The organism is Halomonas getboli, assembly GCF_023094245.1.
Classification (GTDB): domain Bacteria; phylum Pseudomonadota; class Gammaproteobacteria; order Pseudomonadales; family Halomonadaceae; genus Halomonas; species Halomonas getboli.
Window position 1 is genome coordinate 116,360 of sequence record NZ_JALMEW010000006.1, and the last position, 22,199, is coordinate 138,558.

Genomic DNA, 22,199 nt, shown 5'->3' on the forward strand with positions numbered 1-22,199 from the left:
ACCGCTTACCGAAAACTGGCACGGTGCGTGCTCTGTATTGGTCGCCTGCGAGCGGGATCATCAATGATGTGTGATCGACTTCCGCCCGGGCGGGCAGAGAGCACCGATGCCGGCCGCGATCCATTGGATCGCCCGGTCTGATGCAAGGGATTCAGTCGAATCGAACGGGAGTGTGATCATGAAAGCTTATGCAATCGCGGGTACGTCCCTGCTGGCGCTGGTCATGGCGATTTCCACCGCCCAGGCCGATGACGCCGTGGCCGTAGGTGGTGCCAGCGGCAGCGCCAATGGCGGCAGCGGGTTTGGCATGGGGTTTGGCGCCGGCGGCAGCTCCGGCGGCGGTGACAGCAGCAGCTTCCTGACCGAAGACAACGAAAGCAATGACGGTGGTGACAGCTACGCCGGCAGCGGTGCCGGCACCGGGCTCGGCACCGGCGGCAATGGTGGCTCGACCGGCCGGGGCGGCGATGCCTGGGCGATGAGCAACTCCTACAACACCACCAACATCACCACGGACATCTCCAACGTCCATGTGATGTCGCATCAGAGCATGAGCTCCAGTGTGTCGGGCGCAGGGATTCATGTCACCGGCGGCCATGGCGCCGTTGGGGCTGGCGGCGCCGCCGGTGGTGGCGCTCTGGCGATCAGTGCCGGCATGGGCATCGGTGGCGATGGCGGTAGCGGTCACGGCGATGGCGGCGGCGATGCCGATGCGATGGGCTTCGGTGCAGGCCATGGCGGCGAGGGGGTCGGCTTCGGTGCCGGCCATGGTGCCGGGTATGGCCTGGGCGGTGGCGCCAATGCCGGCAGCAGCTCGGGGAGCGGCGCCTCGGCCAGCAATGAGGATGCTGAGGGTGGCCTGTTCGGCGGTGGCAGCCAGGATGCCGGCGCCGGGTCGAGCGCCGGATCCAGCGCGACGGCCGGCACCGGCGGTGCCGGAACGGGCTCTGGCAGTGGCACCGGCGCAGGTTCTGGCACCGGTGGCAATGGCAGCGGTAGCGGCTGGGCCAGCGCGGTGGCCGGTAACGGCGGCAGCGGTTACGGCGGCGGCGGCGGCGGCGGCCAAGGCGTTGGCGGCGATGCCTATGCCGCCGCGGGCGCCGGTGGTGCGGGAGGCAACGGCGGCAACGGTGGTGCGGCAGTGCTTCGCACCGGTGCGGCCAGCATCTCCGTGGCGGCCGGTGGCGTTTATGGTGGCGTGTCCAACATGAACAACTCCAGCGGCTTCTACAACTCGCAGCTGTCCGGCACCAGCATCGCGGCGCATAGCGGCGTGAGCATCGGCAACTGAGGGATCGGGCCTCGCCGAGGCCCGCTGAGCAAACCAGGAAACCAGGAACTGGCGGGGCGAGGCTCCGCCGGTTCCTTCACTGCCAGGCTGGCTACTGGAGGCAATGGCGATGAAAAGGTCGGTACGGATGATGGGCGCTGCCGCGGGGGGCGCAATGCTCTTCGCACTGGCCACCGCCCAGGCAGCAGAGATGTCGACGCAGGATGACGCGGGATTCGGAGCGCGGGAAAGCATGTCGGCGGAAACCCTGGCGCAGACGCGCGGCCGGGATGGCGTCAATGTCCACCTGGAGCAGGTTCAGGTGCAGAGCGTTCAGGACATGAAGGCGGTCTCCTCCGGTTCGAGCTTTCAAGTCATCAATGGTGACATGGCGACCGGCAATATCACCTTCGAGAGCGGTTCCATGGGGCACTACAGCGGCACCGGAATCTTCAACAGCGTGACGGGCAACGCCAACGCGATCAACAACGCCATCGGTATCAGCGTCTATATCGCCAACCCATGAGCGAGGCCGGATGCGATGACGGGCATCCGCCCTTTGCCGAGGTCGTGCCAATGCGTAAGCAGCTGCAAGGCGTCCTGCTCATCGCCGCGCTGATGTTCGCGGCGGGAAAGAGCACGATGCCGCCCGCCGAAGCGGGAACCGTGCGTATTTCCAATCCCTTCGGCCACTTCGAGGTCGAGGCCAAGAGCCTGGCAGAGATCAGCTGGGAGGGCGTGGTGCGACAGCAGTACGACTTCAGCTGCGGCTCGGCCGCCGTCGCGACCTTGATGACCTATCACTATGGTCGTCCGACCACCGAGGCGGACGTCTTCGAAACAATGATCCGGCACGGCGATCGCGAGCAGATCCAGACCTACGGCTTTTCCATGCTGGACATGAAGCGCTTCCTCGATGCCCGCGGCCTCGACGCCGATGGCTTCGAGATCACTCTGGACGACTTTATCCACATCGGGGTGCCGGCGATCACGCTGGTCAACACCGGGGGCTACAAGCATTTCGTGGTGGTCAAGGGCGTGGACAAGGAGAACGTTCTGGTGGGCGATCCCGCGGCGGGAACCGTGGTGGTGCCGAGAGAAATCTTCCAGACGATGTGGAGCAACAAGGTGCTCGGGGTGCGTAACGATGTGGAAGTGGCCCGAGCGAACTTCAATAGCGAGCGGGACTGGCGGGTGCGCCCTGCCTCACCCATTGAATCAGGGGTTCAGCGCACCAGTGTGGGGTCGTATCTGCTGACGTTGCCGGGTGCCAACGAGCTGGGCAGATGACGATGCTGCAGGAGTGACCGATCATGAATAGGCAGATGATTTTCGAGTCGGGATCGACCGGGCGTCACAAGAGGCATGCCTGGTGGGGAGCGCCCCTGCTGGTAGGAAGCCTGATCCTGGCGACCAACGCCGCGGCGGCCACGGCGACGTCCGGGATCCTGTCCGCAGGGACACACGATATCTATTATCGTGGCGAGATGCTGTCCGAGGGCGGCATGTCGGAGCTGCGAGGGGGATTTCGGATGGCCGGCATGGAGCTCAATTTCGGCGCCAAGCTGACCTCCGACATCAACGACCGCGTGCGTTACATCACCCAGGTGGCTTTCGATAATGCCGGCGCCAGGGTGCTGTCGCGAACGCTGGAACAATCGGCAACGACTGGCATCGATGTGACACCGGTGAGCCCTAATCCGGGAAGCGCTTCTGCTGCGGGGAATGCTGTCGAGAGTGCCGTGAAGGGCGGTATCAACGCTGCCGATATCGCTGGCGCACTCAATCTGGATGGGCTGTCTGACTTTTCCGGCGTCCTGGTGAGTGACCCTGCAGGCGGGGGCATGACGGCCGCCCTGCATAACATCACGCGCAATGCCATCATCAGCAGTCTGTCGACGACCGCCAGTGGCCAGAGCATCAGCAATAAAATCGATGTCAGCGTGAATGTCCTGAATTTCAGGGAAATACGCGCTTCCCGCCAGCGTGCCATGATTCTCAACTCCTTGCAGGGCATTCCTCGATGAAGAGTGCCTCGTGACATAGGAGAAAAGGCTGCCGTTCTGGCAGCCTTTTCTCTTCATCAGCTTTTCTGGTCCCCATCGAAGTGGGCGCATAGATTGGAAAATAGTGGCCTAGAAGGCATTCAGGCCGAAGGGAGCGCGCAGAGTGAGCGTGGTATCCGGCGCGTCCTCTGTGACACCGAACTCCAGACCGAGATTGAGCACCGAGTCATCGGACATCTGGTACGACCAGCCAAGCAGCATGGAGCCCACGTTCAGGCTACGGTTGCTGGTCGTCACGCTGTTTCCGGTATCGGGGTCAACGTAGGTGGTGTCCGTTTCCTGGATAAAGTCATTCTTGTAGCCCAGGGTGAACGATGATCTGGGGTTGATCGAGTAGGCCATGCCGAGGCTCATGCGTACGGCATCACCTGGATCAACCTCCTTGACATGAACGCCGCCAATCGTCTCATCGACGTCGTCCTTGAGGTTGAACAGATACCCAAGGTTGGCGAAATAGACTGCCGGAGCGGAGGGCATCAGCATCGTCAGGCTGGGTTCGATGGAATGAAATCCCGAACCGGTTGCCAGTTCGGTGGCGACGCCATTTTCATCGTAGTCAATATCGAACGGTCCATCACCGGTCGTGGACTTGTAGCGCAGGTTGCCGACGAAGAAAGGACCACCGTTTCTGCCGCTGTTGATTTGATAATGCGCGGCAATTTCGACATCGCCCAGTCCGCCATTGGACTGGCTGCGCTCGAGATCGAAATCAGCTTCTGCCACACCAACGTTGGCGGTGTCGTCACGATAAAGGTAGGGTACCCGAAGCTCCAGCTCGAGACGGTTGGTAACGCCGAGCCGACCTGTGACGGCCGCGGTGTAGGTATCTCGATCGATATCCTCGGCGGTCAGCTCGCCGATCTGCAGGGTGCTGAGGATCTCGACGCCACGAAAGGTGAGACGGTTTACGCTGGCATGGGAGTACTGAAACTCGGGCTCGATGACCAGGCGCCCCTTGGGAGTCAGTACGCCACCGATGTCCGGTATTGCCTGAATTTCTGGTGCTTGTTCGACTGGCGGCGGACGCTGTCCGACCGGCTGAATGGCCTCTTCACCGTCTGTCTGCGCCCAGCCTTGACCGACCATGGCAAGCGGCACAAGGCCACATGCCCAGGTCAACCTTCTATCCATCCGCTTCATGAGATTTTCCCCTTTTTCCCCTGAATCGATGCCTCGCTTAAGGACCTTGCTGTTCTCTCTATCGCCTCATTTTCCTCCAAAAATGGCTTCATGATCGATAGTGGTAAGTCGTTCAAGCGTTAGCTTTCCGCCTTGCCTTTGGATAGTCCGGTAAATGCCAGAATTTTCCCCTGACTTTCTATCTTAGGATTTTCCTTGTCGTCCTCTCCCTTGCTATCGCACTTTCGCTGTATCTGATGCTTTTCCATCAAGCGATATAGCGTAACCCTGGAAATACCAAGCTCGCGGGCGGCATTCTGTATATTGAAGGTGTTGCGCGTCAGAGATGCCATGACAACGCTGCGTTCGGCCTGATCTCTCGCTTCTTCCAGGCTCGAGGCATAGCGTGATGTCGAATGTCGTCTTTCAAGGCCAAGGTCGGCGGGGCGAATCAGAGGATGTTCGCTCATGACCATGGCTCGCCTCACTCGATTGATCAGCTCACGTATATTGCCCGGCCATTCGTAAAGCAGCATGACCGATAAGCTCTCCTTGCTGAAGCCGTTGACGATGAGTGGCTTCTCCCCGGAAAATTTCTTGAAGAAGTAGTGCGCCAGTGTCGTGATATCCTCTCCGCGATCTCTCAAGGAAGGCACCTGAATTTGAAGCACATTGAGGCGATGATAGAGGTCTTCCCTGAACCTCCCCTCTTCCACCGCTTTTTCCAAATCAATGTGAGTGGCCGCCAGCACTCTTAGATCAACCTGGATTTCCTTGAGCCCGCCCACCCTCTGGATCGTGCTGTTTTCGAGGAAACGCAACAGATTGACCTGCATATCGAGGGGAAGATCTCCTATCTCGTCCAGAAAAAGGGTGCCGCCATCGCTGTGCTCGATGATGCCGATTTTCCTCTGGGTGGCGCCGGTGAACGATCCTTTCTCGTGACCGAAGAGTTCCGACTGGATCAGGTTGGCAGGCAAGGCCCCGCAGTTGATGGCATTGAAAGGGGCATCGTTGCGTGAAGACTGCCCGTGAATAGCCTTGGCTGCCAGCTCCTTCCCGGTGCCGGATTCGCCTTGTATCAGTACCGGGGCATCGACGGCGGCAACCTTGTGGATGGCCTTGAAAAGAGCTTTCATCACACGGCTATTCCCTACCATCTCGCCTTCAATCCGGCTCGGATGAAGCACCGATTCCTGGAGAGACTGCTCCATGTGAATGATGGAAAGCAGGTTCTCCAGAGAGTAATGAAGCCTGTCGATATCGACGGGACGTAGATGAAATCCAAAAAAGAGGCGCGCGATACTCTGATGTCGTTTGATATCTTTCAATACCGTCTCATCGACTACGGCTATGAGCCTGACGTCTATTCCATTCGTGATGTTTTCGAATATTGAAGCATCTTCAAGATAGGGCATTGTCAGGAATATTACGCCGATATCATGATGCTTAGGTAATCGCTTTCCTTTAATATTTCTTATATTTGATATACTCGTGATGCCCCAGCCACGTTCTTTCAGTTCATCCATGATAGTGTTCTCCTCTTCTGTATCCTTGCCGATGAAGAGGAGGTTTTCTTCAGCTTTCATCGCGTGTCCTTGGCGTAGATCGTTCCATTCTTTTGAGACAACGATTGACATGGTAGACAGCCAGAAAGCTAGCAGTTGTTTAAAGAATGATATTCATGGTTTTTCTAGTAGTAATGCACTAGCAACTGCTGGGGGTGCGCTTTGGTATGGGAGGCGGTGCGCCGAGGTTCTGTCTGGCCCAGTTGACGGCCTGAAGACGATTATGGACATCGATTTTCTTGAAGATATTATATAAGTGCGACTTCACTGTATGTTCACTAACGAATAGTCGATCCGCGATTTCCATGTTTGAGGCTCCCGATCCCAGCAGGCCAATGATCTCGAGCTCCCTCTGCGTCAAGCCACAGGCGGGGCGATAAGCATTGATCTGATGGCGTCGGTAGAAACCCAGCATTCTTCCCATCAACGAACGCGACATCCATAGCTGCCCTTCCTTCAGTATGCTGAGCCCCTTGCAGATATTGGGCAGGCTGTCGTCCCGGTAGAAAATGCCCTGGAGATGCATGCACGACAATAGCTCAACGGCATGATCCTCATTGCGCAGGTTGAACGCCGCCAGGGATGCATCGGGATGTTCGGCCGCGTGGGACTGCCAGGCCTGCATGGTGGCATCATCCATATGATCAGCATCCAGAAGAATGAGCGTTTCAGCCGTCTCCCTGGGTTTCCACGCAGCGGAAGGTGACAGTATGGTGACCTGGCACTTGAGCTGCTGACGTAGATAGTCGGCAAATAGCTGGGATTGAGGATTACTCTCGGTGACCAGCTGTATTAGATACTGATCCTGTAACATGGAGAAACCTCGTCGAAGGTCAGGCAGATTCCAATGGAATCCGCCAGGGGCATCTGGTGTGTCACAGCCTTAGCCAGTGTTGGTCTTTTTGTAATATCGTGTAACTAACCTTTTGTTATAAAGAAAGGCTTTTTTAGCTTGATTGTTGAAGTCATGTTTTTACATCTTCCTTATCAATGAGTTGGTCTTTGTTTAGCCTGCTTCATGAACTTTCATTCAACTCCAAGATGAGAAAAAACAGACTCGGCATTAAGATTTCTCCTGTTTACTTGGTGGTATCTTCGTACATGCCTGATAAACATCATTCATATGATAACTGGGTGCTTTCCACGTCATCGGCTCGGGCTTAGAATGCCGCAGAATGAATCGTGAACAGCCGAGATGATGAGATGACGACAACGGTGGTGCTGGCTAGCGGCAATGCCGGCAAACTGCGCGAATTCGGTCAGCTGCTGGCCCCTCTGGGGATGGAGGTGCGGCCACAGGCCGATTTCGCCGTACAGGAGGTCGAGGAGACCGGACTGACTTTCGTCGAGAACGCCCTGCTCAAGGCGCGAGAGGCGAGCCGCGTCAGCGGTTTGCCCGCCCTGGCCGATGATTCGGGATTGGCCGTGGATGCCCTGCAGGGACGGCCCGGCATCTATTCCGCGCGCTTTTCAGGAGAGCCCAAGGACGACGCTCGCAACAACGCCTGCCTGCTCGAGTCCCTGGTCGACGTCCCGTCGCCACAGCGGACGGCCCGCTACTGGTGCGTGCTGGTACTGCTGCGCCACGCTGAGGATCCGGTGCCGTTGATCGTTCAGCAGAGCTGGGAAGGTGAGATCCTGACCGAGCCTAGGGGGGCCGGCGGTTTCGGCTACGACCCGCTGTTCTGGGTGCCGGAGTGCGGCAAGACGGCCGCCGCGCTCTCGGCAGACGAGAAGAACCGTCTGAGTCATCGCGGACGCGCCCTGCAGGCCCTGTTGGCTCAGCTCGACGGCGAGTCTCTCCGTCCATGAGTCTGCCGCTTCCCCCCCTGGCGCTCTACGTCCACGTGCCCTGGTGCGTGCGCAAGTGCCCCTACTGTGACTTCAACTCCCACGGCGTCGGGTCCGGGGCGAGTCTGCCCGAAGAGGCCTATCTGATGGCGCTGATCGCCGATCTGGACGCCGATCTTCCGCTCGCCGCGGGGCGGGGGCTGGTCAGCATCTTCATCGGCGGCGGCACGCCCAGCCTGATGTCGGCCGGCTTCTATCGCCGCCTGCTCGATGCCATCTCGGCCCGGATTCCGTTCGCCGATGACATCGAGATCACGCTGGAGGCCAATCCGGGCACGGTGGAAAGGGGGCGCTTCGCCGGCTACCGCGCCGCGGGCATCAATCGCCTGTCGGTCGGCGTGCAGAGCTTCCAGGATGCGCAGCTGTCCGCGCTGGGTCGCATTCACAGCGGTGACGAGGCCCGCCTGGCTGTCGCCGAGGCCCGCGAAGCGGGGTTCGACAATCTGAACCTGGACCTGATGCACGGCCTGCCGGGCCAGACGCCATCGTTGGCTCTCGACGATCTCGACCAGGCCCTGGCCCTCGCACCGGAGCATCTCTCCTGGTATCAGCTGACCCTCGAGCCCAACACCGAGTTTCACTCGCGACCGCCCGTGCTGCCCGAGGAAGAGGCCCTGTGGAACATCCAGGAGCTCGGCCACGAGCGGCTGGAAGCCGCCGGCTTCTCGCGCTACGAGATTTCCGCCTATGCCCGCCCCAGGCGAGCGGCGCGCCACAATCTCAACTACTGGCGGTTCGGCGACTATCTGGGCATCGGTGCCGGTGCCCACGGCAAGCTGAGCGCCCCGGACGATGACGGACTGCATATCGAGCGCCGCTGGAAGACCCGCCAGCCCGAGGCCTATCTGCGGCGGCATGATGATCCGCGCGGCTTCGTGGCCGGCCGCGAGCCGATCCCGCCCGCGGAACTGCCGCTCGAGTTCGCGATGAACGCGCTGCGTCTCGTCGAGGGCGTGCCGCTGTCCACCTGGTCGGCCCACACCGGTCGTCCGCTCGACCGTCTCGAGGCAAGTCTCGACGCGGCGAGGAAAAAAGGACTTCTGGTGGAAGATGGCGAAAGGCTTCAAGCCTCCCCCCAGGGTCTATTATTCTTGAACGAGCTGCTGGCCCTGATCGACGCCTGAGTGAAGACTCGGGTGCCTACCTTGGTAAAGAGAAGGGCCGGCCGGTATGCCATTCGTCAACATGGAGTCGACGACGCTATGACCAAGACCGTTCGCATGATCGCGCCGCTCGCGGCCGCCGCCCTGCTGGTGGGCTGCACCACCACCGATCCCTATTCCGGTGAGACCCAGCGCAGCCAGACCGGCACCGGTGCCGCCATCGGCGCGGTGGTCGGCGCCGCCGCCGGCGCCCTCAGCGGCGACGGCAGCACCAGTCGACGCGACCGCGCGCTGATCGGCGCCGCCGTGGGAGCCGCCGCCGGTGGCGGCATCGGCGCCTACATGGACAAGCAGGAAGAGGAGCTGCGCCAGAGCATGGAAGGCACCGGCATCGGTGTCGAACGTCAGGGCAACGACATCATCCTCAACATGCCTAGCAGCGTGACCTTCGGCTTCGATTCCAGCGATCTGACCATGCAGGCGCGCAACGCCCTGAACGATGTCTCCTCGGTACTGACCCAGTACCCCGAGACGCGCGTCAACATCGCCGGTCACACCGACAGCACCGGGGATGCGGCCTACAACCAGCGCCTTTCGGAGCAGCGCGCCCAGGCGGTCGGCAACTACCTCTCGCAGAGCGGCGTCGCCTCCAACCGTCTCTACATGAACGGCTACGGCGAGAACCAGCCGGTGGCCAGCAACGAGACCGAGGCCGGGCGTGCTCAGAACCGCCGGGTGGAGATCACCCTGACGCCGACCTCCCAAGGCTGATCGGACTCCCACTCCTGCTCGCCGGGCCCGCTCCTGCAAAGGGGCGGGCCCTTTTCTTTTCCATCACGCGATCACTGCCATGCTCTCCTATCAACATGCCTATCATGCGGGCAATTTCGCCGACGTTCACAAGCATCTGACGCTTTACGCCGTCATCGATCATTTGTTACGTAAAAAATCATCAATTACGTATATAGATACTCACGCCGGTCGAGGGCTCTATCCGCTGGCCGCGGCCGAGACGGCGCGGCTGCAGGAATACCAGGAAGGCGTGGCCAGGCTGTGGGCGGAAAGGGCGCGCCTGGCACAGGCCTCGCCGCTGCTGGGCGACTGGCTGACGGCGGTGGGGAAGGTCCAGCGCGGCGGCGGGCTCGATCACTATCCCGGCTCGCCCTGGTGGCTGTCGCAGCGGATGCGGGAGGGGGATAGACTGCGGTTGTTCGAGCTGCACCCGGGCGAACACGGCCACCTGGCCGATCAGACTTTTTCTGAATCGGTGAAGCGCATCCAGGGCGATGGCCTGGCCGGGCTGCTGAAGACGCTGCCGGCGAAGACGCCGCGGATCTGCGTGCTGATCGATCCCAGCTACGAGCGCAAGGCGGAATACGAGGAGGTGGCCGATACCGTGCTCGCCGCCATGCGCAAGGCGCGCCACGCCGTGGTCATGATATGGTATCCGATGCTGCCCGCCGGTCGTCATCAGGCGCTGCTGGACGGCCTGCGCGACGGCGGGCTGCGCAAGATCTGGCGCAGCGAACTGACGCTGGGCGACCCCGGTGAGGGCCATGGCATGTACGGCAGCGGCATGCTGGTCGTGAACCCGCCCTGGGGCCTCGATGAGCGCATCCATGAGGCCATGGCGGCGATGCGGCCGCTGTGGGGCTCCACCGCCCACCATCGCAGCGACTGGTGGGTCGGCGAGTAGAAAAAGCACCTCTGCGGCCGTGAGCCCCGGCGCCAGGCGCCGATGGCTGCCTCTATTTCCCGATGCAGAAGCTGCCGAAGATCTCGCCCGGCGGAGTGATGGATAGCCGGCGCGGGCGCCGACTGCTGCGTCCTATTTACCGATACAGAAGCTACCGAAGATCTCGCCCAGCAGATCGTCGGCGCTGAACTCGCCGGTGATCTCGCCCAGTGCCTGCTGGGCGTCGCGCAGGTCCTCGGCGAGCAGCTCGCCGGCGCCATGCCCGGCCAGCTGGGCCTCGCCGTTGCCAAGCGCCCGCTCGGCGCGATCCAGGGCGTCCAGGTGGCGCCGCCGGGCCGAGAAGCGGCCCTCGGTGGTGGCCGAGAAGCCCATCACCGCCTTGAGATGCTCCTTGAGGTTATCCACACCCTCGCCGGTCTTCGCCGACAGCCGCACGACCGGAGTGGCTGTGGACAAGTCGAGTCCCGGCGTTTCCTGGCTGGTGTCGACCTTGTTGCGCACCAGGGTCAGCCGCGACGGATCGGCCAGCCGCTCGACGAATTCCGGCCAGATCGCCATCGGATCGAGGGCATCGGTGGTGGCGGCATCGACCATCAGCAGCACTCGGTCGGCCTTCTCGATCTCGCTCCAGGCTCGGGCCACGCCGATCTGCTCCACCGCATCCGGGGTGTCGCGCAGGCCGGCGGTGTCGATCACGTGCAGCGGCATTCCGTCCAGGTGGATGTGCTCGCGCAGCACGTCCCGGGTGGTGCCCTCGATGTCGGTGACGATGGCGGTCTCCTGCTCGGTGAGGGCGTTGAGCAGGCTGGACTTGCCGGCGTTGGGGCGCCCGGCGATCACCACGCTCATGCCCTCGCGCATCAGCGCGCCCTGGGCCGCCGCCGCTCGCACCTCACCGAGTTCGCCGCGGACCTCGGCCAGCTTGGCGGCCACGTGGCCATCGGCCAGGAAGTCGATCTCTTCCTCGGGAAAGTCGATGGCCGCCTCGACGTACATGCGCAGTTCGATCAGGCGCTGCACCAGCGTCTCGACCCGCCGCGAGAACTCGCCCTGAAGAGAACGCAGGGCGTTCTCGGCCGCCCCCCGAGAGCTGGCCTCGATCAGATCGGCGATGGCCTCTGCCTGGGCCAGGTCGAGCTTGTCGTTGAGGAAGGCGCGCTCGGAGAACTCGCCGGGGCGCGCCAGGCGGGCGCCCAGCTGCACGCAGCGTTCCAGCAGCAGATCCATGATCACTGGCCCGCCGTGGCCCTGAAGCTCGAGCACGTCTTCGCCGGTGAAGGAGTTCGGACCCTCGAAGAACAGCGCGATACCTTCATCGATCATGCCCTGGTCGCCCCTGAACGGCTCATAGAGGGCGTAGCGCGGTGCGGGGCAGTGTCCCAGCAGGCTGCCGGCGATCGACCGGCAGGCGGGCCCTGAGACGCGAATGATGCCGACGCCGCCGCGCCCCGGCGGAGTGGCCAGGGCGGCGATGGTGTCCTGGGAATAGAGGCTTTCGGCCATCGTTGGCTCCTCGGTGAGACGTGGCTATTGTCCGGTGCCGACTGCCCAAACGCCAGACCCCCGCCGAAGCGGGGGTCTGGTGCGGGAGGGAAGACGCGGTAGCGGGGCGGCCGCTACTTCGTCTTCATGCCCTTGCCGACGTTGGGGTCGGCCTCGATCCGGCGTGTGATGAAGTATTGCTGGGTGATCGAGGTGATGTTGTTCACCACCCAATAGATCACCAGACCGGCCGGGAACCACAGGAAGAAGAAGGTGAAGACCACCGGCAGCAGCTTCATGATCTTCGCCTGGGTCGGGTCCGGCGGCGTCGGGTTGAGCAGCTGCTGCACGAACATCGACAGGCCCATCATGATCGGCAGCACGAAGTACGGATCTTTCACCGACAGATCCTGGATCCAGAACATGAAGGGCGCGTGGCGCAGCTCCACGGATTCCAGCAGCATCCAGTACAGGGCGATGAAGACCGGCATCTGCACCACGATCGGCAGACAGCCGCCCAGAGGATTGATCTTCTCCTTCTGGTAGAACTTCATCATCTCCTGGGACATCTTCTGGCGGTCGTCGCCGTATTGCTCCTTGAGCCGCTGCATCTCCGGGCCGAGCTTGCGCATGCGGGCCATGGACTTGTAGGCCTTGGCGGAGAGCGGCAGCAGGGCGGTCTTGACCAGCAGGGTCAGGATGACGATCGACCAGCCCCAGTTGCCGATGATGTTCTGGATGTGATCCAGCAGCCAGAACAACGGGTTGGCGATGAACCACAGCCAGCCGAAGTCGACGGTCAGCTCCAGGTGCGGGGCCACGGCCTCGAGGCGATCCTGCACCTTGGGCCCCATGTAGAGGGTCGCGCCCAGGCTGGCGTCGCTGCCCGGTGCCACGCTCTGGGTGGCGCCGGCGAAGGCGGCCACGTTGCGGCCCTGGGAGTCGGTGGTGGCGTAGTAGAGATTCTTCTGGTCCTGGGGCGGCGCCCAGGCGGACGTGAAGTAGTGCTGAATCATGGCGACCCAGCCGCCCTCGACGTCGCGGTTGTCGAAGTTGCCCTTCTTGATGTCCTCGAAGTCGACCTTCAGATAGTTGTCTTCCGGCGTGGAGTAGGCCGCGCCCAGGTAGGAGCGCATGCCCATTTTCGGGCCGGTCGACGGATCGGGGCTGTCATCGCGCACCAGCTGGCCGACGAAGCGGGCGGTCACCGGCGTCTGGCTCTGGTTGTCGAGCAGATAGTCGACCTTCACCGCATAGCTGTCGCGATCGAAGGTGAAGCGCTTGATGACGTCGACGCCGTTGACGCTGGCCGCGAGATCGACCTGTAGCTCGTTCTCGCCGTCGGCGAGGCGATACTCGGTCTTCTTCGGCGAGAAGGTCAGGCGGCCCTGATGGCCTTCCAGCTGCAGGCCGGAGCGGGCCACGTAGCTCATCGTCTGGTCGTTGGACAGCAGCACGAAGGGCTGGCCGGAGTCGAGCGCGTACTGGTGCTGGGGCAGGGCGGCGTAGACGATGTCGCCGCCCTGGGGATCGATGCGCACGTCAAGCACGTCGGTGGAGACGGCGACCAGATCACGGCTGTTGCCGCTGGGGGCCTGGCCGGGGATGTCGCCGGAGACGTCATTCGAGGACTGTCCCTGGGCGGGTACCGAAAGATCGTCTCCCTCGGCGGCCGAAGCGGCATTGGCTTCAGTGTTCTCGCTCGAGATGGTCGGGGCCTGGGGGGCGGTGGCCACCTGACCGTAATCCTGATTCCACTGCACGACGATCAGGTAGGCGAGGACCGCCAGGGGAATCAGCAGTAGTAGTCGTTTTACATCCATGAGGGGTCTGCTCGATGGGTGGTGAACAATCCGGTGGCGCGATGCCGCTCGCCGGCCCGACATACGCGAAAGCCTGCCGGGGGCAGGCTAGCGTTGGCTCGCCGAGCGTCCCTTGGGAACGCGACGACGTCAAGCGGGAAGGCGTCTGGCGTGATCATGCGCGTGAAGGCTCCAGGCGGTGCCAACAGCGACGGGCGGGGCGCGTCATCGGCGGTCTGCCGTTGGGGCGTCGCTCTTGGGCGCCTTGTTCGCTTCGCGTTCCAGTCGCTTCCACATGCCGTGCAGCTGGCGATGGACGGTGGCGTTGTCCAGCTCGTGAACCCCGCGCCTGGCGAGCAGCACGATATCCACAGGGGGAAGCCGATGTTGGCGAAGACGAATGGAGTCGCGCGCGAGGCGCTTGAGACGGTTGCGATCGACGGCCCGACGCACGTTCTTCTTGCTGAAGATCAGCCCGAGGCGGGGATGCCCCAGATCATTGGGGGAGGCCAGGGCCATCAATCCCTTGCCATGGACCTTGAAGGCAGCGCTGTCGAAGACGCGTCGGTAGTCCCCGGCAGTCAGCAGTCGCAGCTGCCGGGGAAAGCCCTGACTGGACACGCGAGGTCCGCGATCAGGCGCTCAGGCGCTTGCGGCCCTTGGCGCGACGACGCGCCAGGACGGCACGACCGTTCTTGGTGGCCATGCGAGCACGGAAGCCATGCGCGCGCTTGCGCTTGAGAACGCTGGGTTGAAAGGTGCGTTTCATAACTCGTTATTCCCACGTGGTTTTTGGAACAAATTGGCGATTAGAGGCGCCCGGGTTCCGGTGGGGAATCCGGGTAGATTCGGCTCAGGACCGGAAATTGTAGTGATCTCGGGGCCTGGGCGCAATTTTTCCTTGCGACTTTTCGTCGATGCGTTCTCTCACCGTCAGCCGTGAATCCACTACCATTACTAGTATTGGTTTTCTATTACACCCTGTGATTATTGGTGGGGAAAAGATTTGTGGATAACCAGCATCTTTTCTTCAGTATCAATAAGCTGTGGATATCATAATCGTGTGGACAGGCCCTTGATCAAGGGCCGACAAGCGGTGGATGGAGGGTGGATGAATCGGCCATTCATCCACAGGGCTCGGATCGTGCCCAGATTGGCCGCAGGTTATGCCGTCTTCCCCGGGCACGTTGTCCACAGTGCTGTCCTCAGCGCCCATCCATGTGGATAACCCTTCGGCGGCACGATACAATGTCCGGTCGTTCTTCAACCGAATGGTGAGGTCGCGTGTCGCTCGCTCTCTGGCAACAGTGTCTGGATACCCTGCAGGACGAACTGAGTTCTCAGCAGTTCAATACCTGGATTCGTCCCCTGCAGGCGGAAGAAGGGGAGGCCAATCAGCTCCGGCTGCTGGCCCCCAATCGCTTCGTGCGCGACTGGGTCAGCGACAAGTTTGCCAAGCGGATCAGCGAGCTCATGCGCGAGCTGTCGCCGGCCAAGCCGCCCAAGGTCGTGTTGACCGTGGGCAGCCGGCGGGCCGTGTCACCGGCGCCGCAGACCCGAGAGCTGGGCGATCCGGTCTCGGCGGCGCCCCGTGCGCCGGCGGTGCAGACGCCGCCGCGCGGCGACGTGGCCGACGAGAGCGAGATCGACAAGCTGCGCGATGAAGGGGGCGAGGCGCCCCGCCGGCCGGGCAGCGAGCGCCAGGTGCAGGTGGAGGGCAGTCTCAAGCACAACAGCGGCCTCAATCCCTCCTTTACCTTCGAGACCTTCGTCGAGGGCAAGTCAAACCAGCTGGCCCGGGCGGCGTCCCGCCAGGTGTCGGAGAATCCCGGCGGCGCCTACAACCCGCTGTTCCTGTATGGCGGCGTCGGCCTCGGCAAGACCCACCTGATGCACGCCGTCGGCAACGCCCTGGCCGGGCGGCGCGAGAACGCTCGGGTCGTCTACCTGCACTCCGAGCGCTTCGTCGCCGACATGGTCAAGGCGCTGCAGCTCAATGCGATCAACGACTTCAAGCGCTTCTACCGCAGCGTCGATGCGCTGCTGATCGATGACATCCAGTTCTTCGCCGGCAAGGAGCGCTCCCAGGAAGAGTTCTTCCACACCTTCAACGCCCTGCTCGAGGGCGGCCAGCAGATGATCCTGACCTCGGATCGCTATCCGAAAGAGATCAGCGGGGTGGAGGAGCGCCTCAAGTCGCGCTTCGGCTGGGGGCTGACGGTGGCCATCGAGCCGCCGGAGCTCGAGACCCGGGTGGCGATCCTGATGAAGAAGGCCGACCAGTCCAAGGTCGACCTGCCTCACGACGCCGCCTTCTTCATCGCCCAGAAGATCCGCTCCAACGTTCGCGAGCTGGAGGGCGCGCTGAAGAAGGTCATTGCCGACTCCCACTTCATGGGCCGGCCGATCACCCAGGACTTTATCCGTGAATCGCTCAAGGACTTGCTGGCCCTCCAGGACAAGCAGGTCGGGGTCGACAACATCCAGCGCACGGTGGCCGAGTACTACAAGATCAAGCTCGCCGACCTGCTCTCCAAGCGGCGCTCGCGTTCGGTGGCGCGCCCCCGCCAGGTCGCCATGGCGCTGGCCAAGGAGCTGACCAACCACAGCCTGCCGGAGATCGGCGACGCCTTCGGCGGACGCGATCACACCACCGTGCTGCATGCCTGCCGCAAGGTGCAGGCACTGCAGGAAGAGAGCGCGGATATCCGCGAGGACTACAAGAATCTGCTGCGTCTGCTGACCAGCTGATTTCCCGAATGCGAAGGGCCGGTCGGGCCGCCGGCCTCAATTCCTCCAGGACAAGAGAAGTGGAGTCGACATGAAATTTTCCATCTCCCGCGAAGCGCTGCTGCGCCCGCTGGCACTGGTCGCCGGCGTGGTGGAGCGACGCCAGACCTTGCCGGTGCTGTCGAACGTGCTGATCCAGGTCGAGCAGGACCAGGTCTCGCTGACCGGCACCGACCTCGAGGTCGAGTTGATCGGACGCACCGTGGCCAGCCAGGTCGACCAGCCTGGCGGCATCACCGTGCCGGCGCGCAAGCTGATGGACATCTGCAAGTCGCTACCCGACCAGTCGGAGATTCAGCTGTCGCTGGAAGAGGGGCGGGCGGTGCTGCGCAGCGGTCGCTCGCGCTTCACGCTCTCGACCCTGCCGGTGGCCGAATTCCCGAGCATCGAGGACGGCCAGAGCAGCGTCGAGCTGAGCCTGCCCCGTGGCACGCTCAAGCACCTGATCGATTCCACCTCCTTCGCCATGGCGCAGCAGGACGTGCGCTACTACCTCAACGGCATGCTGCTGGAGTTCGCCAGCAACCTGGTGCGCGCGGTGTCCACCGACGGTCACCGCCTGGCGGTCTGCTCGCGCCCGGCCGAGATTCAGGTCGAGCCGTCGCAGAAGCTGATCGTGCCGCGCAAGGGCATCCTCGAGCTGGTGCGCCTGCTCGACGACAGCGACGAGCCGGTCAGCCTGACCCTCGGGGCGACCCATATCCGCGCCCACACCGGCGATTTCACCTTCACCTCCAAGCTGGTGGACGGCAAGTTCCCGGACTATGAGCGGGTCGTGCCGCGCAACGGCGACAAGGTGTTCATCGCCGATCGTGCCGAGCTGCGTCAGGTGCTGTCGCGCACCGCCATTCTCTCCAACGAGAAGTACCGCGGCGTGCGCCTCAATCTGGAGGAGGGCAACCTGCGGGTCATGGCCAACAACCCCGAGCAGGAAGAGGCCGAGGAAAACGTCGCCATCGAATACGCCGGGGCGGCCATGGAGATTGGCTTCAACGTCGGCTACCTGGTGGACGTGCTCAACGTGCTCGACCAGGACCGTGTGCAGATGACCCTGGCCGATCCCAACAGCAGCGCGCTGATGGAAGAGCCGGGCGGCGGCGACGCCCTCTACGTCGTCATGCCCATGCGTCTCTGACGCTCGCATGCCCCTCGATCGTCTCGCCTTTCAGGGCCTGCGCAATCTGCAGGCCCTCGAGTTCTCGCCCGGACCGGGCATCAATCTCTTCGTGGGTGCCAACGGCAGCGGCAAGACCAGCCTGCTGGAAGGCATTCACGTGCTCGGCATGGGGCGCTCCTTCCGCACCCGGCGCCTGCGCCATGCCATCGCCCACGATGTCGATCACCTGACCCTCCACGGCCGCCTGAAGGGCGACCCGCCGCTGCCGATCGGCGTGCGCCGCCGTCGCGAGGCCGAGGAGCTCGAGCTGCGCCTGGGCGGCGAGCGCCTGGAACGCCTCTCGGGGCTGGTCGAGGTGCTGCCGCTCCAGCTGATCAATCCGGACGCCTTCCGCCTGCTCGAGGGCTCGCCGGCCGGTCGCCGCGAGTTTCTCGACTGGGGTGTGTTTCACGTGAAACACGACTTTCTCGACGCCTGGCGCCGCTATCGTCGCGCCCTCAAGCATCGGAATGCCCTGCTCAGGCATGGTAGAATGCACGATGCTTCACTGGATGCCTGGGAGCAAGAGCTAGTGCTGTGGGGCGAGCGACTGGACGCCCTGCGCCAGGACTGGATGGCGGACTTTCAGCCGGTGTTCAGCGAGACCCTGGCCGGGTTGATCGAGCTGCCGGGCTTGACCCTGCGCTATTCGCGGGGCTGGGACCGCAAGCGCTCCCTGGCCGAGGTGCTCCAGCAGGGCAGGGAAACCGATCGGCAGATGGGCTTCACGCAGCAGGGCCCCCAGCGGGCCGACCTCGGCATTCGCCTCGATCGGCGGCCGGCGGTGGAAGTGCTGTCGCGGGGGCAGCAGAAGCTGGTGGTCAGCGCACTGAAGCTGGCCCAAGGGCGGCTGCTGGAACAGGCCACGGGCCAGTCCTGCGTCTACCTGATCGATGATCTTCCCGCCGAGCTGGACGATGCGCACCGCCGGGTCTTCTGTACCTGGTTGGAGAAAATGCGCTGCCAGGCATTCATCACCAGTGTCGACCCGGAGGCTCTGAGCGGCTCGTGGAGCTCGCAGACGCCGGTAGCGATGTTTCACGTGAAACGCACCGAATCGGGGCAGGGGCAGCTGCTGCCAACGGATAGACAGACTTCATGACGGAGTAGTCAATGAGCGAACAGGCTTACGACTCATCGAGCATCAAGGTCCTCAAGGGCCTGGATGCGGTACGCAAGCGGCCCGGCATGTACATCGGCGACACCGACGATGGCACAGGCCTGCACCATATGGTGTTCGAGCTGGTGGACAACTCCATCGATGAGGCCCTGGCCGGCTATTGCAGCGAGATTCGGGTGATCATCCATCCGGACGAGTCGATCACCGTCAGCGACAACGGTCGCGGCATCCCGACCGACCTCCACGAGGAGGAGGGCGTGTCGGCGGCCGAGGTGATCATGACCGTGCTGCACGCGGGCGGCAAGTTCGACGACAACTCCTACAAGGTCTCCGGCGGCCTGCACGGCGTCGGGGTTTCGGTGGTCAACGCGCTCTCGGAGGAGCTCAAGCTGACCATCTGGCGCAACGAGCAGGTGCACGAGCAGGTCTATCGTCACGGTGTGCCCGTGGCGCCGCTGTCCGTCGTCGGCAAGACCGAGCAGAGCGGCAGTCGGGTGCACTTCAAGCCGTCTCCCGAGACCTTCCACAACATCGAGTTCCACTACGATGTGCTGGCCAAGCGCCTGCGCGAGCTCTCCTTCCTCAACTCCGGCGTGGCGATCCGTCTGACCGACGAGCGCACCGGCAAGGAGGAGCTGTTTCACTACGAGGGCGGCCTCAAGGCCTTCGTCGACCATCTGAACACCAACAAGACGGTGCTCAACCCGGTGTTCCACTTCAACGTCGAGCGCGAAGACGGCGTCGGCGTCGAGGTGGCCATGCAGTGGAACGATACCTTCGCCGAGAACATCTTCTGCTACACCAACAACATCCCCCAGCGGGATGGCGGCACCCACCTGGCCGGTTTCCGCGCCTCGCTGACGCGGACGCTAAACCACTACATCGAGGCCGAGGGACTGCTCAAGAAGTCCAAGGTCAGCACCTCCGGGGACGATGCCCGCGAGGGCCTGACCGCGATCATCTCGGTCAAGGTGCCGGACCCGAAGTTCTCCTCCCAGACCAAGGACAAGCTGGTTTCCTCCGAGGTGAAGACCGCCGTGGAGCAGGAGATGGGCCGGCAGTTCGCCGAGTTCCTGGTCGAGAAGCCCAACGAGGCCAAGTCCATCGTCAACAAGATGCTGGACGCGGCCCGCGCCCGCGAGGCGGCGCGCAAGGCCCGCGACATGACCCGTCGCAAGGGCGCGCTGGACATTGCCGGCCTGCCCGGCAAGCTGGCCGACTGCCAGGAGAAGGACCCGGGCCTCTCAGAGCTGTTCCTGGTTGAGGGTGACTCGGCCGGCGGCAGCGCCAAGCAGGGCCGCGACCGTCGTACCCAGGCGATCCTGCCGCTCAAGGGCAAGATCCTCAACGTCGAGAAGGCGCGCTTCGACAAGATGCTGTCCTCGGCCGAGGTCGGCACCCTGATCACCGCGCTGGGCTGTGGCATCGGGCGCGAAGAGTTCAATCCCGACAAGCTGCGCTACCACTCCATCATCATCATGACCGATGCGGACGTGGACGGCTCGCACATCCGGACCCTGCTGCTGACCTTCTTCTTCCGTCAGATGTCGCAGCTGATCGAGCGCGGTCACGTGTTCATCGCCCAGCCGCCGCTCTACAAGATCAAGCGCGGCAAGCAGGAGAGCTACCTCAAGGACGAACAGGCGCTCACCGATTACCTGACCACCACCGCCCTGGACGGCGCACGCCTGCACGTGAGTGCCGATGCCCCGGGCATCGGCGGCGAGCACCTGCAGTCGCTGGTGGATCAGTATCGCGACGTGATGCGCCGCATCGAGCGCCTGTCGCGGGTCTATCCGGACGTGGTGCTGCGCAAGATCGTGCATGCCGCTCGCGTCGAGGGTGAGGAGAGCCTGCGTGACCGTGACGCCATGCAGGGTTGGATCGACTATCTGCAGCGCGAGATGGACGCCCTGGTCGACTACGAGGGTGGCCCGCGCTACAGCTTCCGCCTGGAGGAAGACAGCGAGCGCGGCTTCTACCTGCCGGCGGTGACGCTGCTCGCCCACGGCGTCACCTCCGACTTTGTGTGGGGCGTCGACTTCTTTACCAGCTCCGATTACCGCGCCATCGCCGGGCTCGGCGAGACGCTGGACGGCCTGGTCGAGGAGGGCGCCTTCGTGGCACGCGGCGAGCGCCAGCAGCCCATCGCCAGCTTCTACGACGCCCTCGAGTGGCTGATGAACGAGGCCCAGCGCGGCCTGTCCATCCAGCGCTACAAGGGCCTGGGCGAGATGAACCCCGACCAGCTGTGGGAAACCACCATGGACCCGGACACTCGCCGCCTGCTGCGTGTCTCCATCGAGGACGCCGTGGCCGCCGACATGATGTTCAACACCCTGATGGGCGACGAGGTGGAGCCGCGCCGCGACTTCATCGAACGCAATGCCCTGGTGGCTAATCTGGATGTCTAACGCCTGGCGATGTTCCACGTGAAACATTGCTAGCGCCGAGCTACAAGAAAACCCCGAAGGTTAAGCCTTCGGGGTTTTCTTTTTGCTCTGGGCGATTCCGGGCTGTCGACTTGCAGCTTACGGTTGTCGTCCGAGCAGCCAGTCGACGAATCCTGCCAGGTCGTCGAACACCCGTGTCCGGCCGTCGTTGGCCCGCTCGGGATGCTTGGCCAGGGTCCGTTCGCCCTTGCCGGTGCGCACCAGCACCGGGCGGCAGCCGACCGCTTCGCCGGCCTCCAGATCGCGCAGGCTGTCGCCGACCATCCAGCTGCCCGCCAGGTCGTCGATACCCAGCGCCGTGCCCACTTGCGTCAGCAGCCCCGGCAGCGGCTTGCGGCAGTCGCAGCCGTCGCCCGGGCTGTGGGGGCAGTGCACGATATGAGCGATCTCACCGCCGGCCTCGGCGACGAGGGCGTTCAGGCGCTCGTGCATTACGGCCAGCGTCGCCTCGTCATAGTAGCCCCGGGCGATGCCGGACTGGTTGGTGGCGATCGCCACCGTCCAGCCGGACTGCGAGAGGCGGGCGATGGCCTCGATGGCCTGGGGGTAGGGCAGGAACTCCTCGAGCGACTTTACGTAGTCGTCGGAATCCTGATTGATCACGCCATCCCGGTCGAGGATGACTAACTGGGCGGCAGGCTTCTCGGCTCGCGGCATGACGGCTCCGGGCAGGTTGGATCGGAAGCGGAAGTGTTTCACGTGGAACATTTTCTGCCAACCGTC

At 63.1% G+C, this 22,199-nt stretch carries 20 protein-coding genes; 12 read left to right on the forward strand and 8 right to left on the reverse strand.

From position 1 onward, the window contains the following. Nucleotides 1-178: 178 nt before the first annotated feature. From MYL53_RS17280 to MYL53_RS13555, 4 genes are all read left to right on the forward strand, one after another. Nucleotides 179-1,291, forward strand: coding sequence for a hypothetical protein (locus MYL53_RS17280; RefSeq protein ID WP_282103566.1), 1,113 nt, complete (start codon nt 179-181; stop codon nt 1,289-1,291). Nucleotides 1,292-1,445: 154 nt separating this feature from the next. Next, nucleotides 1,446-1,796 (forward strand): hypothetical protein, encoded by a 351-nt coding sequence (locus tag MYL53_RS13545; protein WP_247854476.1) that lies wholly within the window; start codon nt 1,446-1,448, stop codon nt 1,794-1,796. Next, a complete protein-coding gene (locus MYL53_RS13550) occupies nt 1,793-2,560 on the forward strand; it encodes a C39 family peptidase (protein WP_247854477.1) in 768 nt (255 codons plus the stop codon). The genes MYL53_RS13545 and MYL53_RS13550 overlap by 4 nt, the downstream gene beginning before the upstream one ends. A 23-nt stretch (nt 2,561-2,583) precedes the next feature. Further along, nucleotides 2,584-3,297: a hypothetical protein gene (locus MYL53_RS13555; protein WP_247854478.1), complete on the forward strand. Its 714-nt coding sequence runs from the start codon at nt 2,584-2,586 to the stop codon at nt 3,295-3,297. A 108-nt stretch (nt 3,298-3,405) separates the two neighbouring features. On the opposite strand, the gene MYL53_RS13560 is transcribed toward MYL53_RS13555, so the two are convergent. The 3 genes from MYL53_RS13560 to MYL53_RS13570 all read right to left on the reverse strand — a co-directional run bounded on the left by MYL53_RS13560 (nt 3,406) and on the right by MYL53_RS13570 (nt 6,837). Then, nucleotides 3,406-4,476 carry a transporter gene (locus MYL53_RS13560; RefSeq protein ID WP_247854479.1) on the reverse strand — a complete coding sequence of 357 codons (1,071 nt, stop codon included), beginning with the start codon at nt 4,474-4,476 and terminating at the stop codon, nt 3,406-3,408. Between the two features lie 119 nt (nt 4,477-4,595). Further along, entirely contained in the window at nt 4,596-6,044 is a 1,449-nt protein-coding gene (locus MYL53_RS13565; protein ID WP_247854480.1) for a sigma-54 interaction domain-containing protein, read from the reverse strand. A gap of 118 nt (nt 6,045-6,162) precedes the next feature. Continuing rightward, entirely contained in the window at nt 6,163-6,837 is a 675-nt protein-coding gene (locus tag MYL53_RS13570) for a LuxR C-terminal-related transcriptional regulator (RefSeq protein ID WP_247854481.1), read from the reverse strand. 389 nt (nt 6,838-7,226) lie between these two features. On the opposite strand from MYL53_RS13570, the gene rdgB reads away from it, so the two are divergent. The 4 genes from rdgB (at nt 7,227) to MYL53_RS13590 (ending at nt 10,673) form a co-directional block, all read left to right on the forward strand. Beyond that, nucleotides 7,227-7,835: an RdgB/HAM1 family non-canonical purine NTP pyrophosphatase gene (rdgB, locus tag MYL53_RS13575; RefSeq protein WP_247854482.1), complete on the forward strand. Its 609-nt coding sequence runs from the start codon at nt 7,227-7,229 to the stop codon at nt 7,833-7,835. Further along, nucleotides 7,832-8,998: a radical SAM family heme chaperone HemW gene (gene hemW, locus MYL53_RS13580; protein WP_247854483.1), complete on the forward strand. Its 1,167-nt coding sequence runs from the start codon at nt 7,832-7,834 to the stop codon at nt 8,996-8,998. The genes rdgB and hemW overlap by 4 nt, the downstream gene beginning before the upstream one ends. Nucleotides 8,999-9,076: 78 nt before the next feature. Next, nucleotides 9,077-9,748 (forward strand): YiaD family glycine zipper/OmpA-like lipoprotein, encoded by a 672-nt coding sequence (locus MYL53_RS13585; protein WP_247854484.1) that lies wholly within the window; start codon nt 9,077-9,079, stop codon nt 9,746-9,748. Nucleotides 9,749-9,827: 79 nt separating this feature from the next. Further along, the gene (locus MYL53_RS13590) at nt 9,828-10,673 is read left to right on the forward strand and encodes a 23S rRNA (adenine(2030)-N(6))-methyltransferase RlmJ (RefSeq protein ID WP_247854485.1); all 846 of its coding nucleotides are present in this window, start codon (nt 9,828-9,830) and stop codon (nt 10,671-10,673) included. Between the two features lie 132 nt (nt 10,674-10,805). Here the strand turns inward: MYL53_RS13590 and mnmE are convergent, their stop codons facing one another. The 4 genes from mnmE to rpmH form a co-directional block, all read right to left on the reverse strand. Further along, nucleotides 10,806-12,176, reverse strand: a complete 1,371-nt coding sequence (mnmE, locus tag MYL53_RS13595) for a tRNA uridine-5-carboxymethylaminomethyl(34) synthesis GTPase MnmE (protein ID WP_247854486.1) — start codon at nt 12,174-12,176, stop codon at nt 10,806-10,808. Between the two features lie 113 nt (nt 12,177-12,289). Next, nucleotides 12,290-13,978, reverse strand: a complete 1,689-nt coding sequence (yidC, locus tag MYL53_RS13600) for a membrane protein insertase YidC (RefSeq protein WP_247854487.1) — start codon at nt 13,976-13,978, stop codon at nt 12,290-12,292. 204 nt (nt 13,979-14,182) lie between these two features. Next, complete coding sequence (gene rnpA, locus MYL53_RS13605; protein WP_247854488.1) at nt 14,183-14,578, reverse strand: ribonuclease P protein component; 396 nt, start codon at nt 14,576-14,578, stop codon at nt 14,183-14,185. 13 nt (nt 14,579-14,591) lie between these two features. Further along, nucleotides 14,592-14,726, reverse strand: a complete 135-nt coding sequence (gene rpmH, locus MYL53_RS13610) for a 50S ribosomal protein L34 (RefSeq protein WP_008959105.1) — start codon at nt 14,724-14,726, stop codon at nt 14,592-14,594. Between the two features lie 515 nt (nt 14,727-15,241). Here rpmH and dnaA point away from each other — a divergent pair. The 4 genes from dnaA (at nt 15,242) to gyrB (ending at nt 21,437) form a co-directional block, all read left to right on the forward strand. Next, complete coding sequence (gene dnaA, locus MYL53_RS13615) at nt 15,242-16,708, forward strand: chromosomal replication initiator protein DnaA (protein WP_247854489.1); 1,467 nt, start codon at nt 15,242-15,244, stop codon at nt 16,706-16,708. 70 nt (nt 16,709-16,778) lie between these two features. After that, complete coding sequence (dnaN, locus tag MYL53_RS13620) at nt 16,779-17,882, forward strand: DNA polymerase III subunit beta (protein WP_247854490.1); 1,104 nt, start codon at nt 16,779-16,781, stop codon at nt 17,880-17,882. A 7-nt stretch (nt 17,883-17,889) separates the two neighbouring features. Beyond that, on the forward strand, nt 17,890-19,005 hold the full coding sequence (gene recF / locus MYL53_RS13625) for a DNA replication/repair protein RecF (RefSeq protein WP_247854491.1): 1,116 nt from the start codon (nt 17,890-17,892) through the stop codon (nt 19,003-19,005). Between the two features lie 11 nt (nt 19,006-19,016). Beyond that, nucleotides 19,017-21,437: a DNA topoisomerase (ATP-hydrolyzing) subunit B gene (gene gyrB, locus MYL53_RS13630; RefSeq protein ID WP_247854492.1), complete on the forward strand. Its 2,421-nt coding sequence runs from the start codon at nt 19,017-19,019 to the stop codon at nt 21,435-21,437. 117 nt (nt 21,438-21,554) lie between these two features. Here gyrB and gmhB read toward each other — a convergent pair whose 3' ends face one another. Beyond that, a complete protein-coding gene (gene gmhB / locus MYL53_RS13635) occupies nt 21,555-22,133 on the reverse strand; it encodes a D-glycero-beta-D-manno-heptose 1,7-bisphosphate 7-phosphatase (RefSeq protein WP_247854493.1) in 579 nt (192 codons plus the stop codon). Nucleotides 22,134-22,199 lie beyond the last annotated feature (66 nt).